The sequence below is a fragment of the Desulfuromonas acetexigens genome, assembly GCF_900111775.1.
In the GTDB taxonomy this organism is placed as follows: domain Bacteria; phylum Desulfobacterota; class Desulfuromonadia; order Desulfuromonadales; family Trichloromonadaceae; genus Trichloromonas; species Trichloromonas acetexigens.
This window is the reverse complement of record NZ_FOJJ01000041.1, coordinates 52,489-77,507: the sequence shown is the minus strand read 5'-3', so window position 1 is coordinate 77,507 and position 25,019 is coordinate 52,489. Positions and strand designations below refer to the sequence as shown.

General features: G+C 58.8%; 31 protein-coding genes. 15 read left to right on the top strand and 16 right to left on the bottom strand.

Annotated elements, in window-relative coordinates:
- Positions 1 to 114 precede the first annotated feature (114 nt).
- Both BQ4888_RS16810 and BQ4888_RS16805 read left to right on the top strand, forming a co-directional pair.
- Positions 115 to 810, top strand: a complete 696-nt coding sequence (locus BQ4888_RS16810) for a hypothetical protein (protein ID WP_092058806.1) — start codon at positions 115 to 117, stop codon at positions 808 to 810.
- Between the two features lie 59 nt (positions 811 to 869).
- Entirely contained in the window at positions 870 to 1,475 is a 606-nt protein-coding gene (locus BQ4888_RS16805; protein ID WP_092058804.1) for a YajG family lipoprotein, read from the top strand.
- A 158-nt stretch (positions 1,476 to 1,633) separates the two neighbouring features.
- Here the strand turns inward: BQ4888_RS16805 and BQ4888_RS17675 are convergent, their stop codons facing one another.
- Positions 1,634 to 1,798, bottom strand: a complete 165-nt coding sequence (locus tag BQ4888_RS17675; protein WP_170232928.1) for a hypothetical protein — start codon at positions 1,796 to 1,798, stop codon at positions 1,634 to 1,636.
- 96 nt (positions 1,799 to 1,894) lie between these two features.
- Here BQ4888_RS17675 and BQ4888_RS16800 point away from each other — a divergent pair, with 96 nt between their 5' ends.
- Positions 1,895 to 2,815, top strand: a complete 921-nt coding sequence (locus BQ4888_RS16800; protein WP_092058802.1) for an MBL fold metallo-hydrolase — start codon at positions 1,895 to 1,897, stop codon at positions 2,813 to 2,815.
- 15 nt (positions 2,816 to 2,830) lie between these two features.
- On the opposite strand, the gene BQ4888_RS16795 is transcribed toward BQ4888_RS16800, so the two are convergent.
- A complete protein-coding gene (locus tag BQ4888_RS16795; protein WP_092058801.1) occupies positions 2,831 to 3,052 on the bottom strand; it encodes a DUF1232 domain-containing protein in 222 nt (73 codons plus the stop codon).
- Between the two features lie 74 nt (positions 3,053 to 3,126).
- Here BQ4888_RS16795 and BQ4888_RS16790 point away from each other — a divergent pair, with 74 nt between their 5' ends.
- Positions 3,127 to 4,209 (top strand): CsgG/HfaB family protein, encoded by a 1,083-nt coding sequence (locus tag BQ4888_RS16790; RefSeq protein ID WP_092058799.1) that lies wholly within the window; start codon positions 3,127 to 3,129, stop codon positions 4,207 to 4,209.
- A 64-nt stretch (positions 4,210 to 4,273) separates the two neighbouring features.
- Positions 4,274 to 4,642, top strand: coding sequence for a molybdenum cofactor biosynthesis protein MoaE (locus tag BQ4888_RS16785; RefSeq protein WP_092058797.1), 369 nt, complete (start codon positions 4,274 to 4,276; stop codon positions 4,640 to 4,642).
- Positions 4,643 to 4,782: 140 nt separating this feature from the next.
- On the opposite strand, the gene BQ4888_RS16780 is transcribed toward BQ4888_RS16785, so the two are convergent.
- The 6 genes from BQ4888_RS16780 to BQ4888_RS17450 form a co-directional block, all read right to left on the bottom strand.
- The gene (locus tag BQ4888_RS16780) at positions 4,783 to 4,941 is read right to left on the bottom strand and encodes a YqaE/Pmp3 family membrane protein (RefSeq protein ID WP_092058795.1); all 159 of its coding nucleotides are present in this window, start codon (positions 4,939 to 4,941) and stop codon (positions 4,783 to 4,785) included.
- Positions 4,942 to 4,987: 46 nt separating this feature from the next.
- Entirely contained in the window at positions 4,988 to 5,473 is a 486-nt protein-coding gene (locus tag BQ4888_RS16775; RefSeq protein ID WP_092058793.1) for a DUF4112 domain-containing protein, read from the bottom strand.
- Between the two features lie 167 nt (positions 5,474 to 5,640).
- Positions 5,641 to 5,982, bottom strand: a complete 342-nt coding sequence (locus tag BQ4888_RS16770) for an HVO_A0114 family putative DNA-binding protein (RefSeq protein WP_092058791.1) — start codon at positions 5,980 to 5,982, stop codon at positions 5,641 to 5,643.
- Position 5,983: 1 nt separating this feature from the next.
- On the bottom strand, positions 5,984 to 6,265 hold the full coding sequence (locus tag BQ4888_RS16765) for a toxin-antitoxin system TumE family protein (protein ID WP_170232927.1): 282 nt from the start codon (positions 6,263 to 6,265) through the stop codon (positions 5,984 to 5,986).
- A gap of 236 nt (positions 6,266 to 6,501) precedes the next feature.
- Positions 6,502 to 8,265 carry a tetratricopeptide repeat-containing serine protease family protein gene (locus tag BQ4888_RS16760; protein WP_092058787.1) on the bottom strand — a complete coding sequence of 588 codons (1,764 nt, stop codon included), beginning with the start codon at positions 8,263 to 8,265 and terminating at the stop codon, positions 6,502 to 6,504.
- 214 nt (positions 8,266 to 8,479) lie between these two features.
- Positions 8,480 to 8,872: a DUF6680 family protein gene (locus BQ4888_RS17450; RefSeq protein WP_140396695.1), complete on the bottom strand. Its 393-nt coding sequence runs from the start codon at positions 8,870 to 8,872 to the stop codon at positions 8,480 to 8,482.
- A gap of 300 nt (positions 8,873 to 9,172) precedes the next feature.
- Between BQ4888_RS17450 and BQ4888_RS16755 the strand changes: the two genes are divergently transcribed.
- Both BQ4888_RS16755 and BQ4888_RS16750 read left to right on the top strand, forming a co-directional pair.
- Positions 9,173 to 9,415: a type II toxin-antitoxin system Phd/YefM family antitoxin gene (locus BQ4888_RS16755; protein WP_092058785.1), complete on the top strand. Its 243-nt coding sequence runs from the start codon at positions 9,173 to 9,175 to the stop codon at positions 9,413 to 9,415.
- Positions 9,412 to 9,789: a type II toxin-antitoxin system VapC family toxin gene (locus BQ4888_RS16750; RefSeq protein ID WP_092058783.1), complete on the top strand. Its 378-nt coding sequence runs from the start codon at positions 9,412 to 9,414 to the stop codon at positions 9,787 to 9,789. The genes BQ4888_RS16755 and BQ4888_RS16750 overlap by 4 nt, the downstream gene beginning before the upstream one ends.
- A gap of 102 nt (positions 9,790 to 9,891) precedes the next feature.
- Here the strand turns inward: BQ4888_RS16750 and dinB are convergent, their stop codons facing one another.
- From dinB to BQ4888_RS17670, 4 genes are read right to left on the bottom strand one after another with little or no spacing between them, the layout of a single operon-like run.
- A complete protein-coding gene (dinB, locus tag BQ4888_RS16745) occupies positions 9,892 to 11,055 on the bottom strand; it encodes a DNA polymerase IV (RefSeq protein ID WP_092058782.1) in 1,164 nt (387 codons plus the stop codon).
- Positions 11,056 to 11,061: 6 nt separating this feature from the next.
- Positions 11,062 to 11,568, bottom strand: coding sequence for a shikimate kinase (locus BQ4888_RS16740; protein ID WP_092058780.1), 507 nt, complete (start codon positions 11,566 to 11,568; stop codon positions 11,062 to 11,064).
- A 55-nt stretch (positions 11,569 to 11,623) separates the two neighbouring features.
- Entirely contained in the window at positions 11,624 to 12,829 is a 1,206-nt protein-coding gene (locus BQ4888_RS16735) for a glycoside hydrolase family 3 N-terminal domain-containing protein (RefSeq protein ID WP_092058778.1), read from the bottom strand.
- Positions 12,810 to 12,986 (bottom strand): hypothetical protein, encoded by a 177-nt coding sequence (locus tag BQ4888_RS17670; RefSeq protein ID WP_170232926.1) that lies wholly within the window; start codon positions 12,984 to 12,986, stop codon positions 12,810 to 12,812. Before BQ4888_RS17670 ends, BQ4888_RS16735 begins: the two co-directional genes overlap by 20 nt.
- A 217-nt stretch (positions 12,987 to 13,203) precedes the next feature.
- On the opposite strand from BQ4888_RS17670, the gene BQ4888_RS16725 reads away from it, so the two are divergent.
- The 5 genes from BQ4888_RS16725 (at position 13,204) to aat (ending at position 18,257) form a co-directional block, all read left to right on the top strand.
- Positions 13,204 to 13,905, top strand: coding sequence for a YkgJ family cysteine cluster protein (locus tag BQ4888_RS16725; RefSeq protein ID WP_092058774.1), 702 nt, complete (start codon positions 13,204 to 13,206; stop codon positions 13,903 to 13,905).
- A gap of 54 nt (positions 13,906 to 13,959) precedes the next feature.
- Positions 13,960 to 14,757 (top strand): alpha/beta fold hydrolase, encoded by a 798-nt coding sequence (locus tag BQ4888_RS16720; protein ID WP_092058772.1) that lies wholly within the window; start codon positions 13,960 to 13,962, stop codon positions 14,755 to 14,757.
- A gap of 102 nt (positions 14,758 to 14,859) precedes the next feature.
- Positions 14,860 to 15,174, top strand: coding sequence for an ATP-dependent Clp protease adaptor ClpS (locus BQ4888_RS16715; RefSeq protein ID WP_240746374.1), 315 nt, complete (start codon positions 14,860 to 14,862; stop codon positions 15,172 to 15,174).
- Between the two features lie 61 nt (positions 15,175 to 15,235).
- Positions 15,236 to 17,491 carry an ATP-dependent Clp protease ATP-binding subunit ClpA gene (clpA, locus tag BQ4888_RS16710; protein WP_092058770.1) on the top strand — a complete coding sequence of 752 codons (2,256 nt, stop codon included), beginning with the start codon at positions 15,236 to 15,238 and terminating at the stop codon, positions 17,489 to 17,491.
- Positions 17,492 to 17,540: 49 nt separating this feature from the next.
- Positions 17,541 to 18,257 carry a leucyl/phenylalanyl-tRNA--protein transferase gene (gene aat, locus BQ4888_RS16705; protein ID WP_092058768.1) on the top strand — a complete coding sequence of 239 codons (717 nt, stop codon included), beginning with the start codon at positions 17,541 to 17,543 and terminating at the stop codon, positions 18,255 to 18,257.
- On the opposite strand, the gene BQ4888_RS16700 is transcribed toward aat, so the two are convergent.
- The 3 genes from BQ4888_RS16700 to BQ4888_RS16690 all read right to left on the bottom strand — a co-directional run bounded on the left by BQ4888_RS16700 (position 18,254) and on the right by BQ4888_RS16690 (position 20,354).
- Complete coding sequence (locus BQ4888_RS16700) at positions 18,254 to 18,982, bottom strand: PilZ domain-containing protein (protein ID WP_092058766.1); 729 nt, start codon at positions 18,980 to 18,982, stop codon at positions 18,254 to 18,256. The genes aat and BQ4888_RS16700 overlap by 4 nt on opposite strands.
- 60 nt (positions 18,983 to 19,042) lie before the next feature.
- Complete coding sequence (locus BQ4888_RS16695; RefSeq protein ID WP_092058764.1) at positions 19,043 to 19,357, bottom strand: cytochrome c3 family protein; 315 nt, start codon at positions 19,355 to 19,357, stop codon at positions 19,043 to 19,045.
- 67 nt (positions 19,358 to 19,424) lie between these two features.
- Positions 19,425 to 20,354, bottom strand: a complete 930-nt coding sequence (locus tag BQ4888_RS16690; protein WP_092058762.1) for an ATP-binding protein — start codon at positions 20,352 to 20,354, stop codon at positions 19,425 to 19,427.
- Between the two features lie 138 nt (positions 20,355 to 20,492).
- Between BQ4888_RS16690 and BQ4888_RS16685 the strand changes: the two genes are divergently transcribed.
- Both BQ4888_RS16685 and rpsU read left to right on the top strand, forming a co-directional pair.
- The gene (locus tag BQ4888_RS16685) at positions 20,493 to 21,605 is read left to right on the top strand and encodes a THUMP domain-containing class I SAM-dependent RNA methyltransferase (RefSeq protein ID WP_205748038.1); all 1,113 of its coding nucleotides are present in this window, start codon (positions 20,493 to 20,495) and stop codon (positions 21,603 to 21,605) included.
- A 110-nt stretch (positions 21,606 to 21,715) separates the two neighbouring features.
- Entirely contained in the window at positions 21,716 to 21,910 is a 195-nt protein-coding gene (rpsU, locus tag BQ4888_RS16680; RefSeq protein WP_092058758.1) for a 30S ribosomal protein S21, read from the top strand.
- 76 nt (positions 21,911 to 21,986) lie between these two features.
- On the opposite strand, the gene BQ4888_RS16675 is transcribed toward rpsU, so the two are convergent.
- Entirely contained in the window at positions 21,987 to 23,432 is a 1,446-nt protein-coding gene (locus BQ4888_RS16675; RefSeq protein ID WP_092058756.1) for a glyceraldehyde-3-phosphate dehydrogenase, read from the bottom strand.
- Between the two features lie 430 nt (positions 23,433 to 23,862).
- Between BQ4888_RS16675 and BQ4888_RS16670 the strand changes: the two genes are divergently transcribed.
- Positions 23,863 to 24,843, top strand: coding sequence for a class II fructose-bisphosphate aldolase (locus tag BQ4888_RS16670; RefSeq protein ID WP_092058754.1), 981 nt, complete (start codon positions 23,863 to 23,865; stop codon positions 24,841 to 24,843).
- Positions 24,844 to 25,019 lie beyond the last annotated feature (176 nt).

Here is a 25,019-nt window from a genome sequence, read left to right as displayed (position 1 = left end):
AAATAACCGCTGACGTAGAATCATGCGCGCTCATTGCCGGAACTCGGACGCCGTTTATACTGTGCACAAAGAGCGTGGAATAAGCTGGTACAACCCATAGGTAGGAGGGTCACTATGCAGCGAAAGCATTGGTGCAAGGCGGTCCAATATTGGTTGGGACTGGTAACGGTGGTTTTGATGGTTGGGATGTTGGTTGGCTGTGCCGCCTCCCGTTCGCCGATGTCGGGGGCTTACGGGCGACCCGCCGAAAAGAATTCCGGCGCCCAAAAGGTGAGCATCTTTTTCTTGATCCGGCATTTGACGCAAGAACACGGTTTCGATGCCATCCCCAAGCTGCAAGGGCATGGGGTAAAAGATTTTGACAACCTATTCCGCGATGCGCTCGGCGAGATCAGTAACATTTCCCAGTACGTCACCTTTACCGAATCACCTGACGACGTCAACAATCCCAAGCGACGTCAGGAATTGGACAGCTTCCGGGCTGGACACGAATATACCCTGCAGGTGGATTTCTTCGAGGAATCTTCATTCAAGCAGCAGTGTCTGAGCGCAACCGTCAGTACTTTGAGTCTGACCTTGATTCCGATGCCTTACACTTGGAATTATACGATTACCGCCAGTCTCTTCGATCAGCACAATAATCTGGTCCGCACCTATCAGCGTCGTGCATCTCTGAATAACTGGGTGCAGGCGGTGCTGATTTTTGTTTATCCCTTTTACCCCTTGGAGGGGAAGCGCGAAGAGATTTACGCTGAATCGCTCCATGACATCTTCCGCCAGATCGAAGCGGATAAGGTCCTTAAGAAATAGAGGCTTCGGCGAATTTCCCACGCTCCGTTCCAATTTTACTGCCGGAAAAGGATAAATCCATGAACGTCAACGTATTTTTTCGCTGTTTTTCACTGTTGGGCGGTCTTCTTATCCTCTCGGGCTGTGTGGCTGGCCAAAACATCCGCTTGGCCTATGAACCAATGGCACAACCGTCGTCTCCCTTGAACATCGTCGTGGCGGTCGAGGTCAACGATAAACGTCCTTTCATAACTTCCGGTGACAAGGCCCATTCGTACATTGGTCATTACCGGGCCGGATTAGGCAACACCTGGGATGTCACGACCCAGAACAAGGAACCGCTGGCAACTTTGATTCGGAAAGATCTCGAAGCCGACCTGCACTCTCTGGGTTTCACTCTGGGGGATGCGGAAATGGTTGAAAAACGGGTCCGGGTTGAGATAGCCGACTGGAATTTCGATACCTACATTAATGGGAAATTCTGGTACGATTGCCGGGTTTGGGTGCTGGATCGGAGCGGGCGAACGCTGGCCGAGCATCAACTGAAGGAGACGGTGGTCATCAAGGGAAGTTTCTGGGTCGGAGCCAAATATGCCTTCGAGCGGGAGATGCCCAATATTTACCGGGTGATTATTGGGAAGATGGTGAGGGATACTCCGGCTGCGGTGACCGCTCTCAAGAGATGACGGTCCTGTGTTGCAGGTAGTAGGGGAGCGGGTTGGCGTATTGGCGTGACACGGGGGGGCGTTCAGATTGCGTTTCCATCGCAAGGCTAACCGAAGAGGGCCGCGAAAAGGTTTTCGCGCCCTCCTCGGTTTTTTTAATATAAATAGAACTCAGGTTTTCAGCGGGTTGTGATGTTCTGATCGTCGGTTCCGACGTAGCGGAAGATGTCCAGCAGGTCGATGCCGAAGTAACGCCTGCAGACGCTCAACGGGGCAACGGTGGTGGCCTGTTCGGGTTTGACGACGAGAGAGAAATTGCAGGGGGAAATTTCGGAGATCTCCATCTTTCTTCGTCGACAAGGGACGTTGACAAGTGCAGACCGGATGGCCGACAATCGGCCAGTTTCGTGCCACCGTCCATCCCGATCGAAGGATTTTTCATGAACCTTGCCGACCTTTTTTGCATCGATCTCGATCAGCCGACCTTGCCCGGCTTTCGCCAGTTCATCAGCTCCTGGTGTTACCGGGGAGATGGTTTCACCCTGGTGGTCGATCCCGGTCCGCTCTCGACCATCCCCCATCTGGTGACGGAACTGCGCCGTCACGGGGTCGAACGGGTCGACTACATCCTGCTGACCCACATCCACATCGACCATGCCGGCGGCACCGGCGAGTTGCTCAAGGCTTTCCCCGAGGCGACCGTGATCTGTCATCCCGAGGGGGTGCGCCATCTGGTCGCGCCGGAGAAGCTCTGGCAGGGCTCTCTCAAGGTGCTGGGCAAGACCGCCGAGGCCTACGGCGAGATCACGGCGGTGCCGGCGGACAGCATCGGCTTCCAGGAGACGGTCGGTGCCACCGGTGTGCGCGCTTTTCTCACCCCCGGTCACGCCCAGCACCATCTCTGCTATCTGCTTGACGACCTGCTTTTCGCCGGGGAAGTGGCGGGGGTGCGGAGCGCGGTTCCGGAGGGGATCTGCATGCGCCCGGCGACCCCGCCCAAGTTTCTGCTCGACACGGCCCTCGACTCCATCGAACGGATGATCGCCCTCAAGCCCCGCACGATGGTCTTCGGCCATTACGGGATGGTCGATAATGCTCTGGAACATCTGCACATCGCCCGCAGCCAGCTCAAATTGTGGGTGCGCGCCGTGGCGAAGACCGCCCATCTCAAGGAAAGCTGGCGGGAAGAGGCCTGCTACCAATGGCTGCTCGAAACGGACGAGCATTTCCGCCGCATCGAGCAACTCCCCGCCGACATCCTCCCCCGCGAGCGGATGTTCTTCGGCAATACCTGGCGCGGTATGCTCGAATATGTCGAAAGCCTGCCCGAAGACGAGCGGCGAAAGCTGGCGGAGGAATAGGGGAGGGCGGCGTCCTCAGCGCTTGGGGGTATTTGGATTCGAATCGCGCCGGAAAAAGTTGGTCAGGTCGAAACCGAAGTAGCGCAGGCAGGCGAGCAGCAAGGCGACGGCGCCGGCTTCGTCGAGGTTGCCGATGTAGGGGATGTTGTCGGGGATCAACTCGAAAATGCCCGCGCCGGGGTTGAGCAGATAGAGCAGGGCGAGCAGGCCCGTGGCGATAACGACGATTTTTTTCATAAAGTCCTCGTTTTGGGGGATGGAAAACACTGTCGCATAGTATAGCCGATTCGCGATCAATGAGGGCAGTCGTCATGAAACGGAAAAGACTCGCGACCCTACTTTGCTCCCTGCTTTTGCCGGCGCTGGTTATCACCGGCTGCGCCCGGCCGACGGAGCGGCTCGGAAGCATTCCCGCGCCCCCCGAAAGCGGGCGCCTGCGGGTCTACTTCAAGGTGATCTCCAGCGGCGATCCCCGCTTCGGCTGGAAGCAGACCGAAGCCCAGGCCGAGACCAAGCTGGCCCCGATTATCGCCCGTGTTCTCGATAGCTCCAAGGTCTGCGAGCTGGTCGACGGCGCCGATCTGGCGACGGTCGCCGGCGGCCAGCCCGAGGCTGCCAACTACTGGCTGCGGGACGACCGGCGCCTGGCCCGCGAGGTCGGGCGGGCGTTGCACGCCGACTACGGCATCCTCATGGAACGGCATCTCGGTTCCTTCACAGCGGTACGCTACCTGCTGATCAATGTGCATACCGGTGCCGTCTTCGAGGTCTCGTCGCTGGCGCTACCCGCTGTTCAGGTCGAGAATTTTTTCCGGAAAAACGCCGTCGCCACCTGGAAAAAACTCTACCGCATGGCGCGCAAGGATCTGCTGCGGGCGGCGCTGGACAAGGGCGCGGGGCGGCTGCCGACAACGGCCGGGGCGCCGGTGCATGTCGTCGAAAGCGCCGAGCCTGAGCCTGAAGCGTTGGCGCTACCCGTCGCCGCCGCCAATCTTCCGACCCTGGCGGTCTACGATTTCGCCGCCGTCGAGCCCTTACGCACCGCCGCCGTCATCCTCGCCGACGCCCTGCGCGAGGAGTTGCTGCGCCACGGCAAGGTGCTGCTGGTCAATCGCGAGAATCTCAATCAGGTCTTGCAGGAGTTGGCCGTCGGCCAACTGGGTTTGAACGACGAAAGTCGGGCGGTGGAGGTCGGCAAGGCCCTCGCCGCCGGGCAGATCGTCGCCGGGCATCTCGGCGCCCTGGGGGAAAGCGCGGTGCTTACGGCCAAACGCATCGAAGTCGAATCGCAAAAAACCGCCGCCCTCGCCTCGGCGCGGGCGGCGCAGGGGAAGGAAGACCGGTTGCTGGAAGGGATGGAGGATCTGGCGCGGGAGCTGGTCAAGGGGTTGTAACGGAGCCGAATCGATACCACGAAATTTTTTAATCCATCGCCACAGTGATGAGAAGGGCACGAACATGGATATTTCAAAAACCATCGCCACCCTGAAAGAAGATCCGGCCTTCGCCGAGAACGTCGGCATGGTGCTGGTGCACAACGGCATCGTCCGCGCCTGGTCGCGGGGGGATCACAGTCCGGTCAACCGGGTCGAGGTCCGGGTGGATCAGGCCAAGGTCGAGGCGATTCGGCGGGAGATCGAAGGGAGTGAAGGGATTTACCGGGTGCTGGTTGAGGCCCGCTCGGGGACGCTGCGCCCCGGCGACGATCTGCTCTTTCTCATCGTCGCCGGCGACATCCGCGAAAACGTCAAACCGGCCCTGGCCCTGCTCCTTGACCGGATCAAGGCCGAAGCCATCGAGAAGTGCGAAAGTTTCAGTATCGATTGAGGAGGGCGACGGGAATAGGGGACACGTTTTCTCCGTCCGCGCGTTCTCGGGGCAAGGTCAAAAATAGTCAGGCCGTTTCACTTTTAGTAAAACGGCCTGTCTTTTAGCCCAGGTCGAGCCCTGTCGACTCGTTGAATGCATCAGCGCTTAGCGATAATCCAGACGGCATGAATGATGCCGGGGATATAGCCGAGCAGCGTCAAAAGAATGTTCAGCCAGAACGCTCCGCCGAAACCCACCTGTAGAAAGACGCCCAGGGGCGGCAGAAGAATGGCGATCAGAATGCGCACCAGATCCATGTTTTCCTCCTTAAGTTTTTTTCTTTCGAAAAATCCGTCAAAAAGATCAGACGCCGCCGGCATTGAGCAGCGCCCGAACCAGGGCAAACCCCAGCGTACCGACCAGAATCGCAAAAATGACCAGCACCGCGCCTAGTCCCCAGGCGAAAAGGCGACTGGTCGCCAATGTCTCCCGGGGGTTTTCCAGATAGTCATTCAGCAGGACCACGTTGCGTTGATTGGCCTTCCAGACAAAATCAAAAAGGTCGCCAAGGACCGGAACCGCCCCCACGACAACATCGAGCGCGATGTTGAAGGCCATCTTCAGCAGCACGGATTTCGGCACACCCATGCGCACCGCTTCCGAAATGACGATGCTGGAAATCAGGGCACCGATCGTATCGCCCGCACCGGGGATAAGACCAAGCAATCCGTCAAGACCCAGGCGGGCATTGAACCCCGGAATCTTGATGGAGCTGTCCATATACCAGGCCAGCTTCTCCAACCGCTTTCGGGAGGTTCCTTGCGTGGCTTTGTTCCCGTCTTTTTTCATTTCCGCCCTCGGTGTGGATAAGTAAAACGGCAACCGCCTAAAAACGTTGGCCCGAAGATTTCCTAAGGTTGAATTTTAACAGAAATCGCGATCATGACCAGGGGTGATGCGTGACGTAAAAACGTCCGTGGCTAGAAGTTTTTTTTGCCGTTTTTGACTCCTTTTCTTCAGGCCGCCTTGAGCAGAAAATCCACTCGCATGGCGTCAAAGGGGAAGACGATCAAGCCCTTGTCGGTTTTTTGCAGAATTCCCGCCTTGAGCAGCGCCTGCACATCGGTGTGAACCGCTTTCACATCCCGTTCCATGCGCCGCGCCGCCTCGCGAATTGTCATGGGCTCGGCGCCCATCATGAGTTTCAGCAGCTCCCAGCGTTTGCCGGAAATGACCTTGAACAGCAGTTCCGGCGACTCGAAACTGATGAATGTTCCCTGCGCTTCGTTATCGAGGGCCCGCAGCAGGCGGCGATTGATCGTTTCGCGGGACGCGATTCCCAAGGTTACGGTACGCATATCAGCACCTCCGGTTGTCCACGTCGTTCCAGAAGTCGTTCAGCAGAGCCTGTGGAGTCGTGAAAGAATAGGGAAGCTCTTGTTCGCCGATGTGTTTGTGGTCGCCCTTGCCGGACTCATTGTCATAACGAATCACGCATTGCCCATCGACGACAAACGCGAGACGATATTTGAAGACATGAGCGCTTCCGCAAAGCGGCGCGGGAACCCGCCAGACCACCATCTCGGCAAATGCGTTTTCGCTGACGATGTGGCGTTCGTTCAACAAGAGTTCGGCGTCCATGTTGGAAAGATTAACAACAGGAGGTGGTGTTGTCAATGTTTACAACATGATTTGTGGGAATTCTTCGGAGGTTTTCGGGCTCCTCGGAGTAGGGGTGGATGAGGTGAATTGAGGAGGGGGGTAAGTGATGTGGACGCAAAAGACACGACCGCGATTGGTTGCCACGACCCCGTTGGTTGCCACGCGACCCCGATTGGTTTTCCCCTGCAGTGTTTATGGCCGCCTGAGATTGGTCGTTAATTTGCAATGACTAAAAACACTGAATTTTTATAGGTTTTTACAAAGTCAGAAATTGTTACTTTATTAATTGGCTTACTTTTTCTCGTCGGTAGTTTTTTTAACCCTTCTGATAGAGCATCAAGATAGTTTATTTTGATTGCGTAATTGACATTCTGGGGAAAATCGCCAGTTTTATTGAAAACCCCCATTGGTTCTAGTTTTTCAGTAACAATGCCAACCACTTCACCAGCCGGATTTATTAAGGGGCCACCACTATTGCCAGCTTGCACTGGGACGCTAATTTGAAGCATTCTCGGATCATCATTGAAGCCCTTAGATGAGCTTACAATACCGTTTGTTACCTTCGCTTCGCGGCCAAGTAAGTCAGGGTGTGGATACCCAATAGTAAATACCTCTTGTCCAGCGAGACAATGGCTGTTAGACAAGGGTAATGGCAGTAGATTAGGCGGGTGTTCATCGATTTTCAATAGTGCCAAATCATTGATTTTGTCCATTTTAACAATGGAAGCTCTATGAAGTTTTCCGTCAGCATCAATTAAAGATATTAAGGTATGGCCGTCCACAACGTGATGATTTGTAGCAATGTATCCACTCGGCATTAACCAGCCAGTACCACTAGACAATATTTCATTTTCTGAATCATTATAATTCTGTATTAAATTTTCACATACGTATTTATGAATTAAAGATCCAGGCTTTGCTGGAACCATTTCGATTTTATGGTCAGGTATGACAATATCTTCCAACTGCTTAAAGCCATATTCATTTCTTCGACAATCTTCAACCCTGTATGATGTTAATAATTTGCTGTCAATGGCGTTAATGTTTTCTTCAGACCTTGATAAAAAAATTGTTTCTTGCCAGAAATATTTTTTTTCGCTTTTTTCTGTAATGTTTTTATCTATAAAAGATAAAACTGCTTTTGATCGATTTTCATCAATCGATGATATGGCTAAAAAATGATCAGGCCGTGTCATTTCTATAATAGATTTAGCTTGTTCATTCCCAAGGGCAGCCGCATAGTATATTAATGTTAGGCCTATGTTGAGATCTTTTTCAACACCTCTACCGTTCATGTACATGTTTCCCAACAACGCAGTACTTAAACCATGGTTCTGATTAGATGCCATTGTAAACCATTTAACTGCCATCTTGTCATCTTGATCAACGTAATTACCGCGTGCATACATTTGCCCGATTTTCAATTGTGCGTCAGAATAGCCTTTTTCTGCAGCAATTTTGAGAAATTTGAATGCAATTTCGTAATTACCTTCATTGAATGCTTTGCTACCAATTTCAAGAATTTGAGCATATGCAACATCTAACATTTGTTGCGCTTCTAAATGATCTTTAGACGCGGCTTTTTCCAGCCAGTAAAACATTTCTGTCAAATCTTCTGGTTGGTCAAGTCGCTGATAGTAGCAAATTCCTAAATTAAATTGAGCATCCAAATCACCTGTATCTGCTGCTTTTCTATACCAGTAGATTGCCTTATTGTAGTCTTGAAGGAAATTTTCACCGTATAAATATTTTTTACCAAGATCTTTTTGAGCAGTTATGTCACCACTTTTAGCAAGTTCAATGATTAATCCTAAATTGCTATTGAAACTCTGTTCGGTTATTGATCTATTGTATTCTCTTTTATCATTTTCATCATATCCATGGAATGACGTAGTTTGGTCTGTTTCAGCAATGCTTGCTGTTGATAGCAAGCTAAAGAAGAAAAACAATGAAATAAAATTAATGCAGAAGGTGGCCATTATACCTCCTTGTGATAATGTAATCTAAGATTAAATAAGTAATTTTTTCTACCCCGATTCAACCTTTGTTGCGACCCCGTGCCCTTCACTGCCCCAAAATGGCCTTGGCTGGCAGTTACGGGTTAGGGGGGGGCGCGTTGATTTTAGCGGTGCAACATTGCACAACTCATTTTTGGCACCCTGTAGTAACTTTAATTAAAATTCATCGAATGTCTTATGGCATTGTAAAAAATTTTAAATAATAAGATTCTGGAAGATTTTTGTAATTAACTCCAATATCGGTACACATTTCCTTCATAAGTTTAATAAGTGCTTCATCTGCCGCCTTTTCAGATCTCGCTGAGGGTGGAGTTTCTACAACTGAAAACATATTTTCCATTGCATTTATGACTTTTTGACTATCTGAAAAAACAATCATTATTTCATTCATTGCACTTTTGAAATCTGTACCTGCAATATTGTGTCGAGCGCCAAACATTTTTCGTGCTGTTTCAATTTTCATTTTCCTTTTTTCGAGTCGTGAATAAAACAAAGAAGAAATGAAAACGCCAATTATCCCGGACAACAAAGAAGAGACAATAGTTAACAGTATCTGTTCGTTTGTCATAATCACTCATTAACAGAAAAGGGGCATATTTATTTTTGCCTTAAATCCACCTGTCTTTGTCAAGTACACAAACGCCGCCCACGGTCAATCCGCAGGCGGCGTTTCTATCAATCCTCGGTAATCTCGTTCATCCGTCCCTCCCCATCCCATCAACACGAAAAAAAATTAATGCCGGGATGGTAATGCGGGTCGACCGTTGCGTCAAGGGTTTTTCGGGTTTTTCGGCCTGTCCGGATTCGACGTTGCACAACGCTCCGGCATGGACTAAGCTTAGTCCATTACTTTACAACGGAGGCCGGTATGCCGAGAGTCAATATCCATGAAGCCAAAACCCACTTTTCCCGGCTGGTCGACGCGGCGATGGCGGGGGAGGAGATCGTCATCGCCAAGGCCGGTAAACCCGCCGTCCGGCTGGTTCCGCTGGATGCCGCTCCGGCGCCTGGCATCCGCTTCGGGGTGATGAAGGGAGAGATTGAAATCGCCGAGGATTTTGACGCGCCGCTGCCGGACGAACTGCAACGGGCCTTCGAGGGGGAAGCATGAGACTGCTGCTCGATACCCATGTGCTGCTCTGGGTCCTCGCCGACGATCCGGCCTTGTCGTCGGAAAGCCGCGCGCTGATCGGTCGGGCCGAGACGGTCTACGTCAGCGCGGTTTCGGTCTGGGAGGTGAGCATCAAGGCCGCCCTCGGCAAACTCAAGATCGATCAGGACGGATTCCTGGAGGGGTTGCGCGAATCCGGTTTCACGCCCCTTGACATCTCCTGGGACCACGCCGCGGCCGTGCGGCAACTCCCCGACTTCCATCGCGATCCCTTCGATCGCATGCTCATCGCCCAAGCCCTCGCCGAGCCCCTGCGTCTGCTGACCTGCGACCGCGCCCTCGCCCGCTATTCCGAACTGGTGACGCTGATTTAACTCCTCACCCCTCACCCCTCACCCCTCACCCCTCACCCCTCATTCCTCATTCCTCATTCCTCATTCCTCATTCCTCATTCCTCATTCCTCATTCCTCATTCCTCATTCCTCGTTTAACAAATCCCCCCGCCGTACCTGCCCCTGGCCGAAGCGACGGTTGAGGCGGTCGAGGGCGGTGTCGAGGGCGGTTTGCCGTTGTTCGTCGGGGTCGGGAAAGAGGGTCGGTTGGCGGGCGGCGGGGTCTTCGAGGCCGGCGACGCTGAGGCCGAGGAGGCGCACTGGGCGTTCTCCGGCTTCGGTGCGTTGCAGCAGATCGAGGGCGGCGCGGTAAAGGGTTTTGCCGTGGGCGGTCGGTTCGGGCAGGGTGAGGCGACGGGTGAGGGTTTCGAAGTCGGCGTAGCGCACCTTGAGGGTCAGTACCCGGCCGCTCTGCCCGTGACGACGCAGGCGGGCTGCGACCTTTTCCGCCTGCGCCAGCAGTTCGCGATGCAGATCCTCCTTGTGGGTCAAATCGACGGCGAAGGTTTCCTCGGCGCCGTAGGATTTGGCCGGGGTATCGACTTCCACCGCCCGTTCGTCCTCCCCCCGCGCCAGATGGTAAAGCCGTTCCCCCCAGACGCCGAAGAGGCGCGTCAGTTGCGCCACGGAGAGCCGGCGCAGATCGGCGACCGTGCGGCAGCCCTGGAGGTGCAGTTGCTGCGCCGCCTTGTTCCCGACTCCCCAGATCCGTTCCACCGGCAGCGGCAATAGGAACTCGTCCACCCGCTCCGGCGCGATTTCCAGCAGGCCGTCGGGCTTGGCGCTTTCCGAGGCGAGCTTGGCGAGGAACTTGTTGGGCGCGACCCCGGCGCTGATCGCCAAACCCAGTTCCTCCCGCACCTCCCGGCGTATCCGTTGGGCGATCTCCTGGGGTGTGCCGAAGAGCCGTTCGCAGCCGGTCACGTCGAGAAAGGCTTCATCGACCGAGAGCGGTTCGATGCGGTCGGTGTAGCGCCCGAAGATGGCGAAAACCTGCCGCGACACCTCCTGGTAGCGGGCCATGCGCACCGGCAGTACGACCGCCTCGGGGCAGAGGCGCAGGGCTCGGCTCATCGGCAGGGCGCTGCGCACGCCGAAGGGGCGGGCTTCGTAGGAACAGGCCGCGACCACGCCGCGCTCGCGGCTCCCGCCGACGATGACCGGGCGACCGCGCAACTCGGGCTGGTCGTGCTGTTCCACCGAGGCGTAGAAGGCGTCCATGTCGAGATGGATAATGGCGTTGGCCATGGGTGGTCAGGCCCCTTGCCGGTAGAGATCGGCGATGTGCGCGGCCAGTTCCTCCTGGGAAAGGCGGTTGCCGTCGACGCGCAGGTCGGCATGGCGCCGGTAGAGGGCCTGGCGTTCGAGATAGAGTTCGTGAAAGCTCTGGTTTGGTGCCTTGGCGATCCCCCGGCTGGCGAAGTTCCTGATCCGGCGACTGATTTCCTCGAATTCCACGTCGATAAAGACGATGCGCGAAATCTGCCGCAGATGGTCCATGGCCCGGTCGCTGTAGACGGCGCTGCCGCCGGTGGCGATGACCTGGTGTTCGACGTTGAGCTTGAGGATTTCTTCTTCCTCGATGCGCCGCAGTTCGAGATGGCCGCTTTCATCGAGAATCCGTTGCAGGGGTTTTTGTCGGTTGATCTGGATGAGGATGTCGGTGTCGACGAAGCCGAAGGCGAGGTCCTTGGCGAGGATGACGCCGACGGTGCTCTTGCCGGCGCCGGGCATGCCGATGAGGGTCAGGTTGGGGCGCATGGAGGCTCCTGGAAAAGGGGATGAAATCCATCCTTTCCCAGGGGGAGTGGGCTTGTCAAGGATGATTGCGCTCGACGGCGGGGAGAGAATCTTTGAGCTTTTGGATGCGGCGCCAGGAGGCGTCGATACGGGCCTCGTCGATTATCCCACGCCGGAGCAGATCGCGGAGGATGGCGAGGACGCGGGGGACGATCTCTTCGTCGTAGGCGAGGTTGTTGCCGAAAACGAGGATATCGACCCCGGCCAGCACCGCTTTTTCGACCGCCTCGGGCAGGTTGTGGCGGGCACTGATGGCAGCCATCTGCAGGTCGTCGGAGAGGACCGGCCCGGAAAAGCCGAGTTCCTTGCGCAGCAGGCCGTCGATCACGGCGGGGGAGAGGGTGGCGGGGAGCTCCTTGTCGAGTTGGGCGTTGAAGACGTGGGCTGTCATCACCGCGTCGGCCAGGCCGGCGGCGACGAGTTCCCGGTAGGGAATGAGTTCCTCTTCGCGCCAGCTGCCGCTGACGTCGGTGAAGCCGAGGTGGGAGTCGGCGGTGGAGCTGCCGTGACCGGGGAAGTGCTTGAGGCAGGTCAGCACACCCTCTTGTCGGTGCCCGGCGATATAGGCCCGAGCCTGGGCCGTGACCTTGCCGGGATCGGCGGCGAAGGCGCGGCCGTAGCGGGCGATCACCGGGTTGTCGGGATTGACCCGCAGGTCGACCACCGGCGCCAGATTGAAATTGATTCCGGCCTCCCTCAGGGTGCGGGCCTGGGCGGCGGCGCGGCGGGTCGTCTCCGCCGGATCGTCAAGCCGCCCCAGTTCCTCGTGGGAGAGGGTCGCGGGAAAGCCGTAGCGGGGGGCGAGACGGTTGACCCGTCCGCCTTCCTGGTCGATGGCGATGAGCAGGGGCTTTTGCGCTTCCCGACGCAGGCGGTCGGTCAGCGCGCGCAACTGCTCCGGCGAAGCGATATTGCGGCCATATTTGCGGCTTTTCAGATCGTAGTCGAAGAGGATGACGCCGCCAAGGTGATGGTTGCGGATGTCACGGAGGATGAAATGATCGTCGGCGACGTTCGTGCCGCGAAAGCCGACCATGAGCATCTGGCCGAGACGTTCGTCAAGGGAGGGTTGGTCGGAGCGGGGTGACGCCGCCGTCGCCGGCAACGAAAAGGCGAGAAACGTCAGGAGAACAAAGGGGAAAAAACGACGGGCCTGCCCGAGGCAGGCCCGAATACGTCGAATCAGTGGATAAGGCTTGGGGTCAGGGATGGCAATAAGCATGCAACGCTCGCTCGAAGCCACGCAACCCCTCGATGGTCAGCACCAGAGGGCTGCCGCAGCGGGCACATTTGCGGATCTTGCCGGGAGAGATGTCAGAAAGACGCTGGTGGGAGCTGGATTTGCACTGGGGACACTCGTAATCAATTGTGAGTTCCATGGAGCCACCTCAGGGGAAGGAGGGTAGGGGGATTAGCGAGGCTTAAGATACTGCCAGACCTGTTTACGTTTGGCAAGCATAATCTGAATGTATTATTTCGCGCGAAATCCCCGGAGTGTAAAAGGAAAAAGGCGCGGCGGCAAGGTTGCCTCCCGGAAGCGGGCCGCTATGATTATTAAAACAATGGTTGTTTTGCGTGTGCTTTCCGGGAGGCAATATGACGACAGATTTCGATGTCCGGCAGTATCAGGAAAAAATTCATACCATGGTTATGGAACAGCTTTCTGTTCCGGCCGAAGAGATCGATCTCAAGGGATTGATGGGGCAGGTCGTCGCGACGGCCGAGGCGGAACTGGATGAACATCTCACCGACCACGAGGAGATTGCCTGCCAGGCCGGATGTGGAAGCTGCTGCATGCTCAATGTGGCGGTGCTTTTTCCCGAGGTGGTCGCCATCGTCGATTATGTGTTAGAATCCTGGCCGCCCGAACGGCAGCGAGCGCTGATCCGGCGGGTCGACCAGCTCAGCCGCCAGGTCGCCGGGCTTGACGATGAAGCGCGCCTGTCGCTGCGGGAGCATTGCGCCTTTCTCGATGAGCAGGGGGCCTGTGCCATCTATCCGGTGCGTCCCCTGATCTGCCGCTCGGTGACCTCGACAGACGCGGAGCGCTGCCGGGAATCGCTTGACGAACCCTGGCCCGGCGCAGCCCGCCCGGTGCTCATGCATCTGCTGCAGAAAAACCTGATGGAGGCGACCTTCATCGGCCTGGGGGATGCTCTGGAGGACGCGGGTTTTGACACCCGCAGCGGCCAGTTGACCGTCGGCGTGCAGCAGTTGCTGGAAAATCCCCGACTCAAGGAACGTTTTCTGGCCAAAAGGCCGGTATGGGACGAGATCCCCGGGGGGGGCTTTTTTTGAATTTTGCCGGAACCAAAGAAATTGCCCGTTCCGGCATCCACCAAGGAGATCATCATGCACGCACAAATCAACGGCATTCGCCTGGCTTATGATGACCTGGGGCAAGGGTTGCCGGTCATGCTCATTCACGGCTTTCCCCTCTTCCGCAAGATGTGGCGCCCCCAGGCCGAGGCTCTGGTCGCTGCCGGTTACCGGGTGATCCTCCCCGACCTGCGCGGCTTCGGCGAAAGCGAAGCGGGAACGGCGTCCGGGTCGACGGATCTTTTGGCCGACGATCTGGCGGCGCTCCTCGATCATCTTGGCATTGAGCGGGCCGTGGTCGGGGGGATGTCCATGGGCGGCTACGTGCTGCTCAATCTCCTCGCCCGCCACTCCCGGCGCCTGTCCGGCGCCTGCTTCATCGTCACCCGTGCCGATGCCGACGACGAGACGGCCCGGGGCAAACGCAACCATCTCATCGCGGAGATCGAAAAGGGCAATCCCGGCGCTGTGCCGAGCGCCTTCATCCCGCTTCTCTTCGCGCCGGAGACGGCGCAGGGCCGGCCGGAACTGCTTGCGGAGGTGCGTGCCTGGATCGAGGCGACCGCTCCTGCCGGGCTGATTCTCGGCCTGCAGGCGATCCGCGACCGCGACGATTCCATGGCGCTGCTGCCGCGGCTGAAACTCCCCGCCCTCGTTATCGGCGCCCTCGAAGACAAGGCCATCCCCCCGGATAAGTCGGCGGCGTTGGCCGAAGGTGTTCCCGGGGCCGCTCTGCGCCTGATCGGCGGGGCCGGGCACATGGTCAATCTGGAGGAAGCGGCGGCCTTCAACGGCGCGCTCCTCGATTTCCTCGCCGGCATCGCCCCTTGAGGTGAACCGCGTCGCCGCCGCAGTCGGACGTTGGCGGCGACGCGGCACTTGTGCTAGGATCGAAATCAGTTCAACGCGATTTGAAGAACGGAGCTTTTATCTGTGACCGAGCAAGCACCAGCGGGGGGAACCCGGGCGGCGGAGGAAAGCCGCGCCAAGACGGGTTCTCCCCCGCTCTTTCGGGTGATCATGCATAACGACGATTTCACCAGCATGGAGTTCGTCGTGGAGATGCTGGAGAAAATCTTTCACAAACCGCCGACCGAGGCCAACCGGATCATGCTCAACATCCATTTCAAAGGGATGGGTATCTGCGGCATCTTTCCGGCGGAGATCGCCGAAACCAAGATCGACCGGGTGCATGCCCGGGCGCGAAGCGAGGGTTTTCCGCTGCGCTGCAGCATGGAGCCGGCCTGATCGTTTTTGTGCTTTTCGTAGTTCGCCGCCCGCGGGCGGGACGGCAAAAAGGATGTCACGCATGTTCAATCAGGATGTACAGATCGCTTTTTCCCTGGCGGTACGGGAAGCCCAACGCCGTCGCCACGAATATCTGACGACCGAGCATGTGCTCTACGCCATCCTCTTCGAGGACCGGGGGCAGGAGGTGCTGGTCAGCTGCGGCGGCGATATCCAGGGGCTGCGAAGCGTTCTTGAGGAATTTTTCGACAAGCAGCTGGAGGCGGTTCCCGTCAGCGACGATTTCGTCCCCGAGCAGACCGTCGGTCTGCAGCGGGTCTTGCAGCGGACCGTGGTGCACATGCACGCGGCGGGCAAGAAGGACGTCGGGCTCGGCGATCTGCTGGCGGCGATTCTGGAAGAAAAAAATTCCCACGCCGCCCACTTCCTCGAAGCCCAGGGCATCCGCCGTCTCGACGTCCTCAACTTCATCGCCCACGGGGTTTCCAAGGTGCCCCGGGAGACGGCGAGTTCGGACGGCGCCGCCCCCGGCAAAACCAAAGAGGGCGCGCCGAGTCCTTCCAAGGGGGCGCCTTCCCGCGATCCCCTGGAGCTCTACACCGTCAACCTGGTGCAGCGCGCACGGGAAGGGAAGATCGATCCCCTCATCGGCCGCGACCGGGAGCTGACCCGTACCATCCAGGTGCTCTGCCGGCGGCGCAAGAACAATCCTCTCTACGTCGGCGATCCCGGGGTCGGCAAGACCGCCATCGCCGAAGGGCTGGCCCTGCTGCTGGAACGGGGGGAGGTGCCCGATCTGCTCAAGGGAAACGAAATCTACACCCTCGATCTCGGGGCGCTCTTGGCCGGCACCAAGTTCCGGGGGGATTTCGAGGAGCGGCTCAAGGCGGTCATGGCCGCCCTGCGCAAGAAGCCCGAGGCGATTCTCTTTATCGACGAAATCCACACCATCGTCGGTGCCGGAGCGACCAGCGGCGGCTCCCTCGATGCCTCCAACATCCTCAAACCGGTGCTGGCCACCGGCGAGCTGCGCTGCATCGGCTCGACCACCTTCGAGGAATACAAGAATCTCTTCGACAAGGATCGCGCCCTCTCCCGGCGTTTTCAGAAGATCGATATCGTCGAGCCGAGCGTCGAGGATACGGTTGCCATTCTGCGCGGCCTGAAGAGCTACTACGAAGAGCATCACGGCGTCGTCTACAGCGAGGAAGCGCTGCGGGCGGCGGCCGAACTCTCGGCCCGGCACATCAATTTCCGCCAGCTGCCGGACAAGGCCATCGATGTCATCGATGAGGTCGGGGCGGTCTTTCGCATCAACCAACGCACCGGCGCCACCGTCGAGGTCGCCGACATCGAAACGGTGGTGGCGTCGATGGCGCGCATTCCGGCGCGCAGCGTCTCCAGTTCCGACCGCAAGCGCCTGCGCCATCTGGCCCGGGATCTCAAGCGCCAGGTTTTCGGTCAGAATCCGGCGGTCGATGCCCTCTGCCAGGCGATTCTCCGTTCCCGGGCCGGACTCGGCCATCCCGAGAAGCCGGTCGGCTCCTTCCTCTTCACCGGCCCCACCGGGGTCGGCAAGACCGAGGTCGCCCGCCAGCTGGCGGCGCAGCTGGGGGTGGAATTTATCCGCTTCGACATGAGCGAATACATGGAAAAACATTCGGTGGCGCGGCTCATCGGCGCGCCCCCCGGCTACGTCGGCTTCGACCAGGGCGGGCTATTGACCGACGCGGTGGTGAAGACCCCCTATGCGGTGCTCCTTCTCGACGAGATCGAAAAGGCCCATCCCGATCTCTTCAGCATCCTCTTGCAGGTCATGGATCACGGCACCCTCACCGACAACAACGGCAAGAAGGCCGACTTCCGCAATGTCGTGCTGATCATGACCAGCAACGCCGGGGCGCGGGAGATGAGCGCCAACCCCATCGGCTTCGGCAATCTCGGCCGCAGCGGCTACAAGCAGGCGGTGGAGAAGGCTTTTTCGCCGGAATTCCGCAACCGCCTCGATGCCGTCATCCCCTTCCAGTCGCTGGATGAGGCGATCATTCTCCGCATTGTCGACAAGTTCCTCGACGAGCTGCGCACCCGCCTGGCCGACTCCGCCGTGACGTTGAAGGTTTCCGCCGCCGCCCGGGCCGACCTGGCGCGCCGGGGTTATGACCCGGTCTATGGCGCGCGCCCCCTGGCGCGGCTGATCCAGACGGCGATCAGCGACGTTCTCGCCGGCGAGCTGCTCTTCGGTCGTCTCAGCGACGGCGGCGAGGTGCGTATCGGTCTGCGTGCCGGCGAGCTGACCTTCGCCTACGGTCCCTCCTGATGTTTTTAGCCGTCGGCCGGTCGGCGCTTCCAGTGCGGGAGCGCTGACCGTGCCGGTTTACCGTCTTTCCGATCAGCTGCTCTTCCCTGCGCCGAAGTTGGCCGAGCCGAGCGGGTTGCTCGCCGTTGGCGGCGATCTCACCCCCCGGCGCCTGCTCCTAGCCTACTCCCTGGGCATCTTCCCCTGGTTCAGTGACGACGAGCCGCCCCTCTGGTGGTCCCCTGATCCCCGTTGCGTCATCTTCCCTGAACAGATCCGCATTTCCCGCAGCCTCGCCAAGTGCCTGCGCCAGGGACGTTTTCGCGTCTCCTGCGACGAGGCTTTCGCGGCGGTCGTGGACGGTTGTGCGGAGAGTCGACAGGGGCAACCAGGGACCTGGATCACCGACGAAATGCGCCAAGCCTATCTGCGTCTGCATCGCCTGGGTTACGCCCATTCGCTGGAATGTTGGCGGGGGGATGAACTGGTGGGGGGGCTGTACGGAGTGGTGCTGGGGCGCTGCTTCTTCGGCGAGTCGATGTTTCACCGGGCGCCGGATGCCTCCAAGGTGGCCCTGGCGGTCTTGGCCCGTTGCCTGGCGAAAGCGGGCTGGCCGCTGATCGACTGCCAGTTGCCCAATCCCCACCTCTTGTCGTTGGGGGCGGTGGAGATCCCCCGCGCCGAGTTTCACCACTGGTTGGAGCGGGGCGGGGTCTTGCCGGGACTGGTTCCGCCCGCCGGTTTTCCGCCGGGAAGATGGGTGCCGGAGATTGGGAAGGGGGGTTAGACTTCCAGCTCTTCTTTGGCCAAAGGATTTTTCTGCTGTTCGCGGATGAGGTTTTCCAGGCGTTTCAGGTCGGCGTCAAGGAGCGAGACAAAGCGCATGCCGGTGCTGAAGCGCTCCGGGCTTTCCGTCGGCTTGGTCCAGACGACTTCGGCCAGGGAGCAGATGGGCGGAGACTGGCCGTAGTCGATCAGCACCAAGCAGAGATCGGCGACTTCTACCGGAGCCTTCAGGTCGAAGCGGACGCCGCCGCTGCCGAGATTGATCGCCCGGCGCGGAAAGGTGCCGAGCTTGCTCAGGTCGCCGCCGCTGTGGAGGATGCGGATGTTCTTTTCCCACTGGTCGCGAAAGGTGCGCAGGGTCCCGCGCCCCTTGGTGTAACGGACCCCGGCTTGGAGGTCGACACGGGGGGATCCCCGGCGCTGGAAAACCTGCAGGTCGTCGCCGAGCTGAACGCGGATAACGTCCTTGTCGCGGTGCCCGGAGAAATGGCAGCTCAGTTTAAGTCCGAGGCCGAAGGCTTCCGAGGTGAGGCTGAGGGGCATTTCGGCGGCGAAGGGATAGCTCTCTTCTTCGTGGCCGCCATAGGGGAGCAGCAGATCGAAATGCCCCTTGCCCATCTCCTGCAGGTAGGTGGTCAGGGTTTCGGTGCGGCTGATGGCGCCGTCGCCGGGGGGGGCGGCGAGCAGAATCTTCTGCCCCGTTTTGAAATATTTTAAGTAGGACATGGGTTTCGTTCCGGTAGGCACGGCGCCGGGGGGATCCTGAAAGGTCTCGCCGGTTCGAGTTTATTGGGCATGACAGGCGTCGCAGTTGTCGGCGACGGTGAAGGCCTTGGTGCCGTTGTGACAGACGCCGCAGGACTTGCCCTCTTCCATGGCCTTCATGGTCGTTTCGGGATTTTTGGCGGTGACGATGTGAAAGATGTCGTTGTGGCAGCTCGGGCAGTTGTTGCCCAAAATCTCCAGGTGCCGGTAATGGCTGAACTCCACATTGCTGGCATCAGCGACGGTATAGAGGACTTTGTCCTTGATCCAACGGGCTTGCAGGGTGCAGGGAGCCAGCAGCAGAAGAACCAGCGCCAATAACCGGAGAACTTTCATCGGACCTCCGAAGGAATTGATTAACTGTGAATTATAGGGGGATTATTACCCCAGGCCAAACATTAATTTACCGGGATTTCAGTTTTCTTCGGGGTTTTTTAGGTTTTTCCGGCAGCAGCAGGCGTCCGGTCAGATCGTCGATGAACTGGCGGGCCACCCGCCCCGAGCGGGCGCCGCGCAGCATGGCCCATTCCAGGGCCTCGGCGGCAAGTTCGGCTTCACCGATGGGCAACTTCCGTCCGTGGGCCAGATGGCGGACGATCTCCAAGTAGTTCTCCTGGGTGGTCGGATAGAACCCGAGGGTGATGCCGAAGCGGTCGGAAAGGGAGATCTTCTCGGCGATCGCCTCTTCGGGATGGATTTCCTCGCCGCCGGTATTGTCGCTCAGGCGTTCCGGCATCAGATGGCGGCGGTTGCTGGTGGCGTAAATCAGCAGATTCTCCGGCCGCGCCTCGATCCCCCCTTCGAGCAAAGCTTTGAGTTCGCGGTAGTCGACTTCCGATTCGTCGAAGGAAAGATCGTCACAGAAGAGAATGAAGCGGTAAGGGTGGGGGCGCAGCAGTTCGGTGATGGCCGACAGTTGAAAGAGGTCTTCCTTGCGCACCTCGACCAGGCGCAGGCCGGCGCCGGCGAATTCGCCGAGCAACCCCTTGACCGCCGACGATTTGCCGGTGCCCCGGGCGCCCCAGAGGAGCACGTTGTTGGCCGGCAGGCGGTGGACGAACTGGCGGGTGTTCTGGCGCAGGCGGATCAAGACCGGGTCGATGCCGAGCAGATCGGCATGGTCGGGGAGATCGGGGTGGACGATGGGATGCAGGTAGCCGCTCTGGTTCTCCTGCTGCCAGCGCCAGGCGATGATGCTTTCGAGCAGGGCCGGGTCGAACTGGTATTCCGCCAGCTTGCGGGTCAGAAATTCCTCGCCGAGGTCCATCAGGTGTTCCACGCGGTCGAGCAGGTAGCTCCAATCGATATCGATGGAATTGGAATTGAAATTCATGGTGGCGATTTCCTCTTCGGTTGGGATAGGATCTGACGGCCTTGGTCTTGAACCGTCGGATCATGGTAGCAGATTCTCCCGCGTTTCTTAACCCACAATCCGGGGGATGGCTGAAAACGGCTGTTTAAGGAGATCCTTTTGAAAAATACCAAAGAAGAACTTTTTGCGGTCACCCCGCCGGGGCTGGAAGAAGCCTGCGCCGCCGAATTGCTCGCCCTCGGCCTCAGCGACGCCCGAGCGGTGGCGGGAGGGGTGGAGTTTGCCGGCGGCCTGCGGGAAATCTATCTGGCCAATCTCCATTCCCGTGTCGCCAGTCGGGTGTTGGTGCGCCTGGCCAGCTTCAAGGCGCGGGATTTTCCCGACCTCTATCGCAAGGCCTCGCGTCTCCCCTGGGGGCGTTTTCTCCGTCCGGATGCCGGCCTGCAGACGCGGGTCACCTGCCACCATTCGCGGCTCAATCACAGCGAGCGCATTGCCGCCGCCCTCGGCGAAGCCGCCGATCGCGCCCTCGGTCGGGAAGCGGGGCCGCGGGGCGGCGTGGAACAGCTGGTTTTGGCCCGCTTCGAGGAGGACATCTGCCAGCTCTCCATCGATTCGTCCGGGGAGTTGCTGCATCGCCGGGGCTATCGCGGCGAGACCGCCCAGGCCCCCTTGCGGGAGAACCTCGCCGCCGGTATTCTGCTGCTGCTGGGCTGGAACGGCACGACGCCGCTGGTTGATCCCCTGTGTGGCTCGGGAACCTTTCTGGTTGAAGGTGTCTGGCTCGCCCGGCGGCGGGCACCGGGCCTGGAAAGGCGCTTCGCCTTCATGGATTGGCCCGGCTTCCGGCCGGGGCTCTGGGAGGTCTTGACCGGCGAAGCGCGACGGGCCGAGCTGCCGGCGACCCCGATTTTGCGCGGCGGCGAGCGGGATGCGGCCAGTCTTGAGGCGGCACGGCGCAACGCCGCCCGCGCCGGGGTCGCGGAGCTGCTCGAACTGCGTCAGGAAGAGCTGGCCGATGCCGTGGCACCCGCTGATTCCGGGTTGCTCCTCTGTAATCCCCCCTATGGCAAGCGGGTCGGGGCCGAAGAGGATTTGCGCCCGCTCTATCGCACCCTCGGTCGAGTTGGTCGTGAACGATTCCCTGGCTGGCGTCTCGCTTTTCTCTGCCCGGATGATGCTCTGGCGGCGGCCACCGAACTGCCGCTGAAACGGCTGGCCCGGCTGCGCAACGGCGGCATTCCCATCACCCTGTGGGGTTTTGAGGGTTGAGACGGAGCGGGATTATTTTGTTGCTTTCAAGAAAAAATTAGGTTAAATTTTCGCCTTGTCTCGATTCGAGAGGATCGGACGATACGGTTCAGAAAGCGAGGTGATTGTCAGTGGAAATCCAGGTCGTCGACAACAACGTCGAAAAGGCCATCCGAGTGCTCAAGCGCAAGTTGCAGCAAGAGGGACTCTTTCGTGAAATGAAGCAGCGCAAGTTTTACGAAAAGCCCAGCGTCAAGCGCAAGCGCAAGGAAAAGGAGGCCCAGCGTCGTCTGCGCAAGAAAATGCGCCTGATGAAGCGCGACTAGCCTCGTCGCCATAGACGTAACGAAAAAACGGCCGATCCCGCAAGGGACCGGCCGTTCTTTTTGGGTACAAGGTGTCTCAGTTGGGGAGCGTCGGGAGTTCCAGGCCGGCGACCTTGTCGAGCAGGCGCACCACCTGGCAGCTGTAACCGAATTCGTTGTCGTACCAGACGTAAAGGACGACGCGATTGCCGTCGACGATGGTCGCCAGTGAATCGACCACCCCGGCATAACGGCTGCCGACGAAGTCGCTGGAGACGACTTCCGGTGAGTTGGTGTAGTCGATTTGATTCTGCAAGGGGGAATCGAGGGAGACATCCCGCAGATATTTATTCAGTTCGGCGACGGTGGTCGCTTTTTCCAGAGTCAGGTTGAGGATCGCCAGCGACACGTTCGGAGTCGGTACGCGGATGGCGTTGCCGGTCAGTTTCCCGGCCAGTTCGGGGAGCGCCTTGGCCACCGCTTTGGCGGCGCCCGTTTCGGTGATGACCATGTTGAGCGGGGCGCTACGCCCCCGCCGGGAACTCTCGTGGTAGTTGTCGATCAGGTTCTGGTCGTTGGTGTAGGAATGGCAGGTTTCCACATGGCCGTGGACGATGCCGTACTGATCGTGCACCGCCTTGAGGGCCGGGACGATGGCGTTGGTGGTGCAGCTGGCCGCCGTGTAGATCCGCTCCTCGGCGGTGAGCAGCTCGTTGTTGATGCCGTAGACGACATTGGGCAGATCCCCCTTGCCGGGAGCGGTGAGAATGACCTTGTCGACGCCCGGGGCTTGCAGATGGCGGCTCAGGCCGGCGCGGTCCCGCCACTTGCCGGTGTTGTCCACCAGCAGGGCATTGTGGATGCCGTACTGGGTATAGTCGATGCTCTCCGGGGTGTCGGCGTAGATGATGCGGATCATGTTGCCGTTGGCGATGATGGCGTTTTCTGCCTCGTCGATGCGGATGGTGCCGTGGAAGTAGCCATGCACCGAATCGCGGCGCAGCAGGCTGGCGCGCTTGATGAGATCGTCGGGACCGCCCTTGCGCACCACGGCGGCGCGCAGGCGCAGCTTGTCGCCGCCACCGGTCTGTTCGATGAGAATGCGTGCCAAGAGGCGACCGATGCGACCGAATCCGTAAAGGACCACGTCCCGCGGCTCGCTGAGCAGGGCTTTTTTGCCGGTGTTGACCGTGGCCAGTTCCCGGCGCACGAAATCGTCGACAGCCGTCCCCGCTGCCTGGGCCTGGTAACGAACGGTCAACTTGCCGATGTCGATGCGTGCCGGGGCAAGATCGAGCCGGGTCATCGCCTCGAGAAGGGGCGCGGTGTCCCGTACCCAAAGCTCGGTATCGAGAATCTGCCGGGCGAAACGGTGCGCCTTGAGGATGTCGATGGTCGACCCGTGCACCAGCGAGCGGCCGTAAACGGTCGTGATCACTCCATGGTTACGGTAGAGGCGGCCGACCAGGGGGACCATCGCTTCGGCGATCTCTTCGCGGCTTTTCCAATCCTTGAAATAGGCTTCCTGTTTTTCCATCGGCATGGGAACTCCCTTCTGGGGAAATATGGGGCCGGAGTCCGGGCGGGCTCCGGAAAAACGGCGATGCATAATTTGCTGGCGTCGCAAAAACTCACCAACTGCTGCGTTGCTGCAACCGGCTCGCGGCTTCGACGTACGAAAGTACGCCTCATTGCTCGCCAATTGCGCGCCTTGCATTTGGCGCTTTTTGCTTAGCCATCCAACGAGATGCTTTTTGCGAAAGCATCATAATTTGGTGGACGATTTCTTTGTCTCTAGGGATTAATCCGACAGCGGGGCCTTTGTCAAGGCAATTTCGGCTGGACTTGTCCAGGGTCGGCTGGTATTAATAACACTGTTTGGCCTTTTGCGGTGGCCGTCCCGATACGGACGGCCACCGGCGTGTTCCCTTCAAATTCTTACTGGTCGCGACGGCGCGAGGAGGTCGATAGTCATGGGCAATACGGTGCATTTCAGCGAGCTTGGCCTGGTCAACACCCGGGAGCTGTTTCAGAAAGCGGTCAAAGGCGGTTACGCCATCCCGGCCTATAACTTCAACAACCTTGAGCAGTTACAGGCGATCGTCCTGGCCTGCGCGGAAACCTCCTCGCCGGTTATCGTCCAGGTCAGCAAAGGCGCCCGCGATTACGCCAACCAGACGATGCTGCGCTACATGGCCCTGGGCGCGGTGCAGATGGCCCGCGAGCTCGGCTCGAACATCCCCATTTGCCTGCATCTCGACCACGGCGACTCCTTCGAGCTGTGCAAATCCTGCGTCGATTCGGGTTTTTCCTCGGTCATGATCGACGGCTCCCACCTCGCCTACGAGGAGAACGTTGCCCTGACCCGGCAGGTGGTTGAATACGCCCACAAGTACGACGTCAGCGTCGAGGGGGAGTTGGGGGTGCTGGCCGGCATCGAGGACGAAGTTCAGGCCGATCATTCGACCTACACCAAACCCGAGGAAGTGGAGGATTTCGTCAAGAAGACCGGCGTCGATTCCCTCGCTATCTCCATCGGCACCAGCCACGGCGCCTACAAGTTCAAGCTCAAGGACGGGGAGGAAGTGCCCCCCTTGCGCTTTGACATCCTTGAAGAAGTCGAGCGGCGCATCCCCGGTTTCCCCATCGTTCTGCACGGGGCGTCGAGCGTGGTCCAGGAATATGTCCAGCTGATCAACCAGTACGGCGGCAAGATGGACGGCGCCGTCGGCGTTCCCGAGGGGCAGCTGCGCAAGGCCGCCGCCAGCGCCGTGTGCAAGATCAACATCGACTCGGACGGCCGCCTGGCCGTCACCGCCAAGGTCCGCGAATTCCTCGCCAAGAACCCCGGCGAGTTCGACCCCCGCAAGTACCTCGGCGCCGCCCGCAAGGAACTGATCACCCTGATCAAGCACAAGAACCAGGTCGTCCTCGGCAGCGCCGGTAAAGCCTGATAAAAGATTAAAATTCCAACTGGTTGGCGGGGCCGTCCGAAGCTGGGCGGTCCCGCTTCTGCATTTTTAGGATCTCTTTCCGGAGTTCTGGTCGTTGCCTTGAGTCGATGATCGGTGCTATTGTTAGTAAAGTTTATCATTTATTTGTTAAATCTCCGCCGCCGGTGGAGGGGAGG

Excerpts from the sequence above, each read along its gene's own strand:
- BQ4888_RS16810 (WP_092058806.1), top strand. The coding sequence starts at position 115 with ATGCAGCGAAAGCATTGGTGCAAGGCGGTCCAATATTGGTTGGGACTG.
- BQ4888_RS16805 (WP_092058804.1), top strand. The coding sequence starts at position 870 with ATGAACGTCAACGTATTTTTTCGCTGTTTTTCACTGTTGGGCGGTCTT.
- BQ4888_RS17675 (WP_170232928.1), bottom strand. The coding sequence starts at position 1,798 with ATGGAGATCTCCGAAATTTCCCCCTGCAATTTCTCTCTCGTCGTCAAA.
- BQ4888_RS16800 (WP_092058802.1), top strand. The coding sequence starts at position 1,895 with ATGAACCTTGCCGACCTTTTTTGCATCGATCTCGATCAGCCGACCTTG.
- BQ4888_RS16795 (WP_092058801.1), bottom strand. The coding sequence starts at position 3,052 with ATGAAAAAAATCGTCGTTATCGCCACGGGCCTGCTCGCCCTGCTCTAT.
- BQ4888_RS16790 (WP_092058799.1), top strand. The coding sequence starts at position 3,127 with ATGAAACGGAAAAGACTCGCGACCCTACTTTGCTCCCTGCTTTTGCCG.
- BQ4888_RS16785 (WP_092058797.1), top strand. The coding sequence starts at position 4,274 with ATGGATATTTCAAAAACCATCGCCACCCTGAAAGAAGATCCGGCCTTC.
- BQ4888_RS16780 (WP_092058795.1), bottom strand. The coding sequence starts at position 4,941 with ATGGATCTGGTGCGCATTCTGATCGCCATTCTTCTGCCGCCCCTGGGC.
- BQ4888_RS16775 (WP_092058793.1), bottom strand. The coding sequence starts at position 5,473 with ATGAAAAAAGACGGGAACAAAGCCACGCAAGGAACCTCCCGAAAGCGG.
- BQ4888_RS16770 (WP_092058791.1), bottom strand. The coding sequence starts at position 5,982 with ATGCGTACCGTAACCTTGGGAATCGCGTCCCGCGAAACGATCAATCGC.
- BQ4888_RS16765 (WP_170232927.1), bottom strand. The coding sequence starts at position 6,265 with ATGGACGCCGAACTCTTGTTGAACGAACGCCACATCGTCAGCGAAAAC.
- BQ4888_RS16760 (WP_092058787.1), bottom strand. The coding sequence starts at position 8,265 with ATGGCCACCTTCTGCATTAATTTTATTTCATTGTTTTTCTTCTTTAGC.
- BQ4888_RS17450 (WP_140396695.1), bottom strand. The coding sequence starts at position 8,872 with ATGACAAACGAACAGATACTGTTAACTATTGTCTCTTCTTTGTTGTCC.
- BQ4888_RS16755 (WP_092058785.1), top strand. The coding sequence starts at position 9,173 with ATGCCGAGAGTCAATATCCATGAAGCCAAAACCCACTTTTCCCGGCTG.
- BQ4888_RS16750 (WP_092058783.1), top strand. The coding sequence starts at position 9,412 with ATGAGACTGCTGCTCGATACCCATGTGCTGCTCTGGGTCCTCGCCGAC.
- dinB (WP_092058782.1), bottom strand. The coding sequence starts at position 11,055 with ATGGCCAACGCCATTATCCATCTCGACATGGACGCCTTCTACGCCTCG.
- BQ4888_RS16740 (WP_092058780.1), bottom strand. The coding sequence starts at position 11,568 with ATGCGCCCCAACCTGACCCTCATCGGCATGCCCGGCGCCGGCAAGAGC.
- BQ4888_RS16735 (WP_092058778.1), bottom strand. The coding sequence starts at position 12,829 with ATGCTTATTGCCATCCCTGACCCCAAGCCTTATCCACTGATTCGACGT.
- BQ4888_RS17670 (WP_170232926.1), bottom strand. The coding sequence starts at position 12,986 with ATGGAACTCACAATTGATTACGAGTGTCCCCAGTGCAAATCCAGCTCC.
- BQ4888_RS16725 (WP_092058774.1), top strand. The coding sequence starts at position 13,204 with ATGACGACAGATTTCGATGTCCGGCAGTATCAGGAAAAAATTCATACC.
- BQ4888_RS16720 (WP_092058772.1), top strand. The coding sequence starts at position 13,960 with ATGCACGCACAAATCAACGGCATTCGCCTGGCTTATGATGACCTGGGG.
- clpA (WP_092058770.1), top strand. The coding sequence starts at position 15,236 with ATGTTCAATCAGGATGTACAGATCGCTTTTTCCCTGGCGGTACGGGAA.
- BQ4888_RS16700 (WP_092058766.1), bottom strand. The coding sequence starts at position 18,982 with ATGTCCTACTTAAAATATTTCAAAACGGGGCAGAAGATTCTGCTCGCC.
- BQ4888_RS16695 (WP_092058764.1), bottom strand. The coding sequence starts at position 19,357 with ATGAAAGTTCTCCGGTTATTGGCGCTGGTTCTTCTGCTGCTGGCTCCC.
- BQ4888_RS16690 (WP_092058762.1), bottom strand. The coding sequence starts at position 20,354 with ATGAATTTCAATTCCAATTCCATCGATATCGATTGGAGCTACCTGCTC.
- BQ4888_RS16675 (WP_092058756.1), bottom strand. The coding sequence starts at position 23,432 with ATGCCGATGGAAAAACAGGAAGCCTATTTCAAGGATTGGAAAAGCCGC.
- BQ4888_RS16670 (WP_092058754.1), top strand. The coding sequence starts at position 23,863 with ATGGGCAATACGGTGCATTTCAGCGAGCTTGGCCTGGTCAACACCCGG.